Source organism: Streptomyces sp. NPDC059166 (genome assembly GCF_042755185.1).
Taxonomy (GTDB): domain Bacteria; phylum Actinomycetota; class Actinomycetes; order Streptomycetales; family Streptomycetaceae; genus Streptomyces.
This window is the reverse complement of record NZ_JBHZCI010000080.1, coordinates 1-8,201: the sequence shown is the minus strand read 5'-3', so window position 1 is coordinate 8,201 and position 8,201 is coordinate 1. Positions and strand designations below refer to the sequence as shown.

Genomic DNA, 8,201 nt, shown 5'->3' with positions numbered 1-8,201 from the left:
GGCTCCACTCCTACAATCACCACCGCGGCCACACCGCACTCGCAGGCAAACCACCCGCCAGCCGCGTCCCCAACCTCACAGGGCAATACACCTAGCGGCCGACCTCCTTCGTCACCAGCCGTACCGCCTCGTCCACGTCGTCCGTGACGTGGAACAGCATCAGGTCGCGTTCCGATGCCTTGCCGCCGGCGACCACCGTGTCCCTCAGCCAGTCCACCAGCCCGCCCCAGTACTCCGTGCCGAAGAGCACGATCGGGAACCGGGTGACCTTGCCGGTCTGCACCAGGGTCAGCGCCTCGAACAGTTCGTCGAGCGTGCCGAGGCCCCCGGGCAGGACGACGAACCCCTGCGCGTACTTCACGAACATCGTCTTGCGGACGAAGAAGTAGCGGAAGTTGACGCCGATGTCGACGTGCGGGTTCAGTCCCGACTCGAAGGGCAGCTCGATCCCGAGTCCGACCGAGACCCCCTTCGCCTCGCGCGCGCCCTTGTTGGCGGCCTCCATGGCTCCCGGGCCGCCGCCGGTGATGACGGCGAAGCCCGCCTCGACGAGCGCCTTGCCGATCCGCACCCCGGCCTCGTAGTCCGGCCCGTCCGCCGGGGTGCGCGCCGAGCCGAACACACTGATGGCACTGGGCAGTTCCGCCAGCGCTCCGAAGCCTTCGACGAACTCGGACTGGATCCGCATGACACGCCAGGGGTCCGTGTGGACCCACTCGGAGTCGCCCTCGGAATCCAGCAGCCGCTGATCGGTCGTGCCCGGCTGGACCTGTTCCCTGCGACGCAGAACCGGGCCCAGTCGCTGTTCCTCGGGCTGCACCGCACCCTCGGGAATCTGCGCGCCCTCGGGGATCCGTGCGTCCTCCGGGTTGCCCATGACCTGCTCCCTCCGCCGACTGCGTTGTGCGTGTGTCGCCTCAGCGTAGATCGGCGGAGGTTACGCGCAGGGGAATGCCGTGGGTCAGCTGGTGAGCCAGGAGCGCAGACGCTCCTCGCAGTGGGTGATCCGGTCGGTCCTCACGTGCTCGTCGCGCTTGTGCGCGAAGAGCGCGTCCCCGGGGCCGTAGTTCACCGCGGGAACCCCGAGCGAGCCGAATCGGGAGACGTCCGTCCAGCCGAACTTCGGCTGCGCCGTGCCGCCGACCGCCTCCATGAATGCCTTGGCCGCCGGGTGGGAGAGGCCGGGCATCGCGGCCCCGGAGTGGTCGTCGACGGTGAACCCGACGACACCGCAGTCCGCGAAGACCTCCCGGACGTGCGCCTCGGCCTGCTCCGCGCTGAGGTCGGGTGCGTATCGGTAGTTGACGACCACGGTGCAGGAGTCGGGGATGACGTTGGTGGCGACGCCGCCCTCGATCCCCACTGCGTTCAGCCCCTCGCGGTACTCCAGGCCGTCGATCACCGGGCGGCGCGGTTCGTAGGCGGCGAGCCTGGCGAGCACGGGTGCGGCGGCGTGGATCGCGTTGGACCCCATCCAGCTGCGGGCCGAGTGCGCCCGCTCCCCCTCGAGTCGCAGATGCACCCTGATGGTGCCCTGGCAGCCGCCCTCGACCTGCGCGTCGGAGGGCTCCAGGAGGACCGCGAAGTCCGCCTCGAGCCATTCGGGGTGCGCCTGCGCCACGTGTCCGAGGCCGTTGAGGTGTGCGGCCACCTCCTCGTTGTCGTAGAAGACGAACGTGAGGTCGCGGTTGGGCTCCGGCACGGTGGCCGCGATACGCAGCTGTACGGCGACGCCCGACTTCATGTCGGAGGTCCCGCACCCCCAGAGGACGCCGTCGTCGTCCAGCCGGGACGGCACGTTGTCCGCGATCGGGACGGTGTCGATGTGTCCCGCGAGGACGACGCGCTCGGCGCGGCCCAGCCGGGTCCTGGCCACGATGTTGTTGCCGTGGCGGTCCACGGTCAGGTGGGGCAGCGGGCGCAGGGCCGCCTCGATCGCGTCGGCGAGGTCCTTCTCCTGCCCGCTCACCGACGGGAAGTCGACCAGCCGGGCGGTGAGCTCGGGGCCGGGCAGGGAGAGATCGATCGTGTGTCCGTCCATGGTCACGACCCTATGGCCTGTCCGGCGGATCAGGTCGCAGCGGGGTGGGCCCCGCGCCCGCGAGGCGATCGCCCGCGGCCGAACCGTGGATCGTCGGCATCCGGGGCGGGCCCCGCGCCCGCGACAGGATCCGCCGTGGGGGACTTCGGTCTCGGCGCCGTCCGTACCCTCCAGTACGGTGGCCCCGTGCCCAGGACCAGCTCCTCACCCCGCCGCAGCCGCCTCCTCCGCGCCACGGCCGCCCTCGCCGTGCTCGTGGCACTGGCGGGCTATCTGGCCGTGCAGTACCTCTCCGGTCACAGGGGCGCACCCCGGTGCACCGTCGGCCCCGCCGGGGAGGGCGGGGGACGCACCTACGAGCTGAGCCCGGACCAGGCCGCCAACGCCGCGACGATCTCCGCCGTGGGCACGTCCCGCGGGCTGCCGGAGCGCGCGGTGACCATCGCGCTGGCGACCGCGCTGCAGGAGTCCGCGCTGCGCAACATCGACCACGGGGACCGCGACTCCCTGGGACTCTTCCAGCAGCGCCCCTCGCAGGGGTGGGGGACGCCTGAGCAGATCATGGACCCGGTGTACTCGTCCGGGAAGTTCTACGAGCACCTGGCAGAGGTCCCGGGCTATTCGCGGCTGCCGCTGACCGAGGCGGCCCAGCGGGTCCAGAAGAGCGGCTTCCCCCAGGCGTACGCGAAGCACGAGCCGGACGCGGCCCTGCTGTCCGCCGCGCTGACCGGGAGCGCGCCGGCCTCGCTGACCTGCTCGTCGCCGGCCGGGAAGGCCGGGGGCCCGGGGGACGCCGCCGCGGTGAGGGCCGATCTGGTGCGTGCCTTCGGGAAGGACGTCCTGCCCTCCACCGGCTCGGCCGGCTCGGCTGCCGCGAGCACGGTGTCGGTACCCGTGCGGGCCGGCGACGACGCGACGGCGCGGCGCGGCTGGGAGCTCGCCCACTGGGCGGTCGCGCGGGCCGGGACGCTGCGGATCGACGAGGTCTCCTACGCGGGCCGGGTGTGGACGGCCGACACCGGATGGCGGACGGAACGCGAGGGATCAGGCTCCGGCACCGTCCGAATGCGGCTCGCTCGGTAGTACGACCCGTCATCCGAACGGGCCGTTCCGCCTGGGCCCGAGGATCGGCCGGATCCCGCCCCCGACGCCCTCACCGAGAAGGCCCATCCCGTTGCGGGGCAAGGGAAGTGACGATTCTTCCGCCCTGCCCGGACAGACCTCTTCGCCCGGCTCCACCCGTTGCGGATTATCTGACGCATTGCCCAGTCTTTACCTCGGTGCCCCGCAACCTTCCCCGCCCCCGGACCTGTTGTTCAGTGCGTCCGATCACCGGACAGGCGGATTCCGAGTCCGCCGCGAACCCGTTGACGTCCCGCCGAAGGAGCATCATGTCCCTCCCCCTGACCCGTCGGATCGCCCGTGCCGCGCTGCTGATCGCCGCGGGTGCGGCCCCCGTGGTCGGCGCGGCCGGTGCCGCGGGTGCCGCGGGGCTCCCGCAGACCCCCGCCCTCGGTGGCCTCACCTCGCTCGACGGAGCCGGTGTCAGCAGCACGCTGGACTCCGCCGCGAAGCAGGGCTCCTCGGTGGCCGACGAGACCGGCGGCAAGGTGGTCGGCACCACCCTGCCCGCCGCCGGCAAGGCCCTGGAGACGGCCGGCGGCGCCGCGGGCGGCGAGCTGTCCGCCGGCAACCTGCCGATCGGCTGAGCCACGGGCGGCTCACGCCGCGCTGAACGCCGAAGGGCCTCGGAGGTGCGCCGCACCTCCGAGGCCCTTCGGTGTTCAGCGCCGGGGATCAGGAAAGACGCTTGACCGCGGCGTCCACCCGCTCGTCCGTGGCCGTGACGGCGACGCGCACGAAGCGGTCGCCCGCCGGTCCGTAGAAGTCGCCGGGCGCCACGAGGATGCCGAGCTCCGCCAGGTGCGCCACGGTCTCCCAGCACGCCTCGTCCCGCGTCGCCCAGAGGTAGAGGCTCGCCTCGCTGTGCTCGATACGGAAGCCGTGGGCCTCCAGCGCCGCGCGCAGGACCGCGCGCCGCCGTGCGTAGCGGGCCCGCTGCTCCTCGACGTGCGTGTCGTCGCCCAGCGCCGCGGCGGTCGCCGCCTGGACCGGGGCCGGCGTCATCATCCCGCCGTGCTTGCGGATCTGGAGCAGTTCGCCCAGGACCGCCGCGTCACCCGCGACGAAGGCGGCGCGGTAGCCGGCGAGGTTGGAGCGCTTGGAGAGCGAGTGGACCGCGACGATCCCCTCGTACGTGCCCCCGCAGACGTCCTGGTGCAGCACGGAGACGGGCTCCGCCTCCCAGCCGAGCTCCAGGTAGCACTCGTCGCTGAGGAGCAGCACGCCGTGCTCACGTGCCCAGGCCACGATCCGCGTCAGCTCGTCCTTCGGCAGGACGCGGCCCGTCGGATTGGACGGGGAGTTGAGCCAGAGCAGCTTGAGGCCCTCCGGGTCCAGCTCCGTCGGGTCGTCGTAGACGACCGGCTCGGCGCCACAGAGCCGGGCTCCGACCTCGTACGTCGGGTAGGCCAGGCGGGGGTAGGCGACCTTGTCGCCGGCCCCGAGCCCCAGATGCGTGGGGAGCGAGGCCACGAACTCCTTGGAGCCGACGACGGGCAGGACGTTGCGGTGGGTCACCCCGGTCGCCCCGAGCCTGCGCCCGGCCCAGCCGGCCAGCGCGTCCCGCAGGACCTCGGTGCCCCAGACCGTCGGATAGCCGGGGCTGTCGGCGGCCGCGACGAGCGCGCGCTGGATCAGCTCGGGCACCGGGTCGACGGGGGTACCCACCGACAGGTCCACGATGCCGTCCGGATGGGCCGCGGCCGTCGCCTTGTAGGGCTCGAGCCGGTCCCAGGGGAACACCGGGAGACGGGAGGACACGGGAACTGCTGCGGACACGGAACTCTGCTTTCTCGTACGGGGGCGGCCTGGGCCCTGTGGGGAACGGCCTGGAAAACACCTCGGTCCCGCACGGTGACGAGCCGTACGGGACCGGGCGGCGCTCGTGCGGCCGCTTACTGGTTCTGCGGCGGCAGCGCGGCGATGAACGCGTGGTCGCGCTCGATGAGGCCCAGCTTGGAGGCGCCCCCCGGCGAGCCGAGGTCGTCGAAGAACTCGACGTTGGCCTTGTAGTAGTCCTTCCACTCCTCCGGGGTGTCGTCCTCGTAGAAGATGGCCTCCACCGGGCAGACCGGCTCACAGGCTCCGCAGTCGACGCATTCGTCCGGATGGATGTACAAGGACCGTGAGCCCTCGTAGATGCAGTCGACGGGGCACTCTTCGATGCAGGCCTTGTCCTTCACGTCGACACAAGGCTGCGCGATGACGTAGGTCACGCTGTCGTTCCTCCTCGGTAGGGCGTTGGCTCTCGCGCGGGAGCGCGGCGTCGTCGATGCCCGCACCTAGTATCTCCGTTCCGGGGCACGATCCGAACAGGAGGGGCGGACAGAGCTGTGGAATTCACTGTCGGCGGACGACTAGAGGTACGCATTACCCCAGCTGACGTGGGAAAACGCGTCTCGGTCCGGTCAGGCGTCAACACGGGGGGTCAGGGCGCGAAGTTCACCGACACGGTCGGGGTTCTCACATCCTGGGACGAGGGCGTGCTCTCCGTCACCACGCGGAGGGGCGAGAACGTCCGCATCGCGCAGGCCGCGCTGGTGGCGGGCAAGGTCGTGCCGGCGGCCCCCGCGCGCCGTCGCGGCCCGGCCGCCACGTTCGCCGAACTCGCCCTGGCCACCGCACGGGCGTGGCAGCCCGTCGAGAGCGAGAAGCTGGGCGGGTGGACGCTGCGCGCGGCCGGAGGTTTCACCCGCCGCGCCAACTCCGTGCTCCCGCTCGGGGATCCGGGTGTCCCGCTCGGCGACGCCCTCGTACGCGTCGGGCGCTGGTACGAGGAGCGGGGTCTGCCCGCCTACGTCCAGACCGCCACGGGCGCCGAGGGCACGCAGGAGGAACTCTGCGCGGGCCTGGAGGAGCACGGGTGGCGCCGCGAGGTGACGGCGGAGGTGCGGATCGCCTCGCTGGCCCCCATCGGCGACCTCGACCGGGACGTCTCGACGGTGCGCACGGCCAGGAGCACCGACGACGCGTGGCTCTCCCGCTACCAGCGCTTCGACACTCCCGGCCCCCACGTGCTGAGGGTGCTGGAGAGCGGCCCTTCCGTGTGGTTCGCCTCCGTGGCGGGCGACGACCCGTCAGGCGCGCCGGCCGCGATCGGGCGCTGTGTGGTCGACGGCCGCTGGGCCGGGTTCATGGCCGTCGAGGTGGCCCCCGAGTACCGGCGCCGCGGTATGGCGACGGACGTGATGGCGGCCCTGGCCCGCAAGGCGCTGGACGAGGGCGCCTCGGCGGCGTGGCTCCAGGTGGAGGCGGACAACGAGGGCGCCCGTGCGCTGTACGACGGCATGGGTTTCGCCACCCACCACAGCTACCACCACTTCAGGTCGGCGTGACGGGGACGGCTGCGGGGACACATGTCTGAGACGAACGCCGGAGACCCGGGCAGGACCGAGCGGCGGGAGCGCTTCGCCGAGGAGGCCCGCGCCGAGCGGCCCGACCTCGCGCTGCTCTGCCTGCTGCTGGGCGCGGAGGCGTCACCGCCCCGGCCGGGGGACGCCGATCCGTACGGGGTGGACGAGGCGCAGATCGAGCTGGACCGGCTGGCCGGCCTTCTCCCCTACGGCGCCCGCGGCCCTCGGGTGTGGGCGTCGGCACTCGCCGAACTCCTGGGTGAGCGCTGCGGATTCGCGGGGGCGGCCAGGGACTACGAGCGGCTCGATTCCTCGGTGCTCCAGCAGGTGCTGCGGCGTCGCAGAGGTCTGCCGATCCTGCTGTCCGTGGTCTGGATCGAGGTCGCCAGGCGCGCCGGGGCGCCTGTGTACGGCCTCGCCCTGCCCGGCCACTACGTCGTCGGCTTCGGCGACCCGGAGGAGCAGGTCCTGGCCGACCCGTTCGCGGGAGGCGCGCCGCTCAGCGGGCAGGACGCGGAACTGCTGGTGGCGGGTGCGACCGGGACGCCGCCGAAGGACCTGGCGCCGGTGCCCGCCAGGCCCCTGGAGACGGTGCTGCGGATCCTGAACAACGTCCGGGCCTGGGCGGCCGCACGCCCCGAGCGCACGGACGTCGCCCTGTGGGCGCTCGAACTCTCCCTGCTGCTGCCCTCCCATCCGGCCAGGCTCCGCCTGGAGCGGGCCCAGCTGCTCGTGCAGCGCGGGGAGTTCCTGCGCGGGGCGGCGGAGATGGACGAGTACGCCGAGATCGTCGACGAGGTCGAGCCGGCCACGGCCGAGGCGGTCCGCCACCGCGCGCGAGCCGCCAGGGCGCTGCTGAACTGAGACCGGGGCGGGGCCCGGAGGGCGTCCGGCAGGGGGCCTCGGCGGAACCGGCCGGGCCGCGGGCGGTGCATCCACGGCCCGCCGCGATGCGGTCATCTTGTGAACCCACGCAGGCAGCGATCTCGTATCGAAATACCGCAATTGCCGCACGAGCGACGCCAACAGTTGCCAGGACCGCGATCCGCCCGAGACACCTGGCGCACACCTCTTGACGTGTCCAGCGCAACAGCGGTTACATCGACGAAACGAGAGAGCGCTCTCTCGCTTGCTCGCAGTTCGTCGTGCACCCGTACCACGACTCAGGAGACGTCATTCATGCACGTTCCCCCCACGCACACCGTGCCCCCCACGCACCCGGTTCCCCCCACGGCACCGCGCAGACACCGCAGGTCCAGGGCGTTCGGCTTCGCCGCGCTCGCCGTCTCGCTGCTCATGGCCTTCCCCACGGCCCAGTCGGCGTTCGGCGACGAGGCCGCGGAACTGCCGGGCGGCGGTGACCTCGGCCCGAACGTCCTGGTCTTCGACCCCTCGACGCCCGACATCCAGGGCAAGGTCGACGAGATCTTCAGGAAGCAGGAGTCCGCGCAGTTCGGCACCGACCGCTACGCGCTGATGTTCAAGCCGGGCACCTACGACAACATCAACGCGCAGATCGGCTTCTACACCTCCATCGCCGGGCTCGGCCTCAAGCCCGACGACACCACCTTCAACGGCGACGTCACCGTCGACGCGGGCTGGTTCAACGGAAACGCCACCCAGAACTTCTGGCGCTCCGCCGAGAACCTCGCCCTCAACCCCGTCAGCGGAACCGACCGCTGGGC

The 8,201-nt window shown here is 72.2% G+C and carries 8 protein-coding genes and 1 pseudogene; 5 read left to right on the top strand and 4 right to left on the bottom strand.

Annotation, left to right across the window (positions count from 1 at the left end):
- Positions 1-91: 91 nt before the first annotated feature.
- Together ACFXOA_RS31895 and dapE are read right to left on the bottom strand one after the other, a co-directional pair.
- Positions 92-877 (bottom strand): TIGR00730 family Rossman fold protein, encoded by a 786-nt coding sequence (locus ACFXOA_RS31895; protein ID WP_385035617.1) that lies wholly within the window; start codon positions 875-877, stop codon positions 92-94.
- 84 nt (positions 878-961) lie between these two features.
- Complete coding sequence (dapE, locus tag ACFXOA_RS31890) at positions 962-2,041, bottom strand: succinyl-diaminopimelate desuccinylase (RefSeq protein WP_385035616.1); 1,080 nt, start codon at positions 2,039-2,041, stop codon at positions 962-964.
- Between the two features lie 186 nt (positions 2,042-2,227).
- Here dapE and ACFXOA_RS31885 point away from each other — a divergent pair, with 186 nt between their 5' ends.
- Positions 2,228-3,124: a hypothetical protein gene (locus ACFXOA_RS31885; RefSeq protein ID WP_385035614.1), complete on the top strand. Its 897-nt coding sequence runs from the start codon at positions 2,228-2,230 to the stop codon at positions 3,122-3,124.
- A gap of 308 nt (positions 3,125-3,432) precedes the next feature.
- Positions 3,433-3,750 carry an ATP-binding protein gene (locus tag ACFXOA_RS31880; protein ID WP_385035612.1) on the top strand — a complete coding sequence of 106 codons (318 nt, stop codon included), beginning with the start codon at positions 3,433-3,435 and terminating at the stop codon, positions 3,748-3,750.
- Between the two features lie 88 nt (positions 3,751-3,838).
- Here ACFXOA_RS31880 and dapC read toward each other — a convergent pair whose 3' ends face one another.
- Positions 3,839-4,942, bottom strand: a complete 1,104-nt coding sequence (gene dapC, locus ACFXOA_RS31875; RefSeq protein ID WP_385035610.1) for a succinyldiaminopimelate transaminase — start codon at positions 4,940-4,942, stop codon at positions 3,839-3,841.
- 116 nt (positions 4,943-5,058) lie between these two features.
- Positions 5,059-5,379 (bottom strand): ferredoxin, encoded by a 321-nt coding sequence (fdxA, locus tag ACFXOA_RS31870; protein ID WP_014154250.1) that lies wholly within the window; start codon positions 5,377-5,379, stop codon positions 5,059-5,061.
- A gap of 117 nt (positions 5,380-5,496) precedes the next feature.
- On the opposite strand from fdxA, the gene ACFXOA_RS31865 reads away from it, so the two are divergent.
- The 3 genes and pseudogenes from ACFXOA_RS31865 to ACFXOA_RS31855 form a co-directional block, all read left to right on the top strand.
- A complete protein-coding gene (locus tag ACFXOA_RS31865; protein ID WP_385035608.1) occupies positions 5,497-6,498 on the top strand; it encodes a GNAT family N-acetyltransferase in 1,002 nt (333 codons plus the stop codon).
- A 21-nt stretch (positions 6,499-6,519) separates the two neighbouring features.
- Positions 6,520-7,380: a transglutaminase-like domain-containing protein gene (locus ACFXOA_RS31860; protein WP_385035606.1), complete on the top strand. Its 861-nt coding sequence runs from the start codon at positions 6,520-6,522 to the stop codon at positions 7,378-7,380.
- A gap of 315 nt (positions 7,381-7,695) precedes the next feature.
- Positions 7,696-8,201 (top strand): annotated as a pseudogene (locus ACFXOA_RS31855) (coagulation factor 5/8 type domain-containing protein); the annotation flags it as partial.